Source organism: Acidithiobacillus concretivorus, from assembly GCF_018853445.1.
Classification (GTDB): domain Bacteria; phylum Pseudomonadota; class Gammaproteobacteria; order Acidithiobacillales; family Acidithiobacillaceae; genus Acidithiobacillus; species Acidithiobacillus concretivorus.
This window is the reverse complement of the sequence record NZ_JABELD010000183.1, coordinates 1-253: the sequence shown is the minus strand read 5'-3', so window position 1 is coordinate 253 and position 253 is coordinate 1. Positions and strand designations below refer to the sequence as shown.

Here is a 253-nt window from a genome sequence, read left to right as displayed (position 1 = left end):
GTCTAAGCAACCCACCTTCCCAAACTTTCTGACCTGACCGATCCTGCCCCGCATACAGCGAGAAGGGGTGGGTATGACGAAGGAAGAGAAGGCCACATATTGGCGGCAGCAAGTAGACGGATTTCAGGCGAGCGGTCTTTCCGTCAAGAATTACTGTGCGCAGGAAGGGATCGCGGTAGCCACCCTGCATTACTGGCGCAAGTGCTTTGCGGAAGCGGTAAAGCATCAGCCGACGGGTACTAGGACCGAGGGG

The 253-nt window shown here is 56.9% G+C and carries 1 protein-coding gene; it reads left to right on the top strand.

Annotated features, from left to right (window positions below):
- Positions 1-73: 73 nt before the first annotated feature.
- The coding region (gene tnpA / locus HJG40_RS15640) for an IS66 family insertion sequence element accessory protein TnpA (RefSeq protein WP_438263572.1) at positions 74-253 on the top strand (180 nt) is incomplete at its 3' end.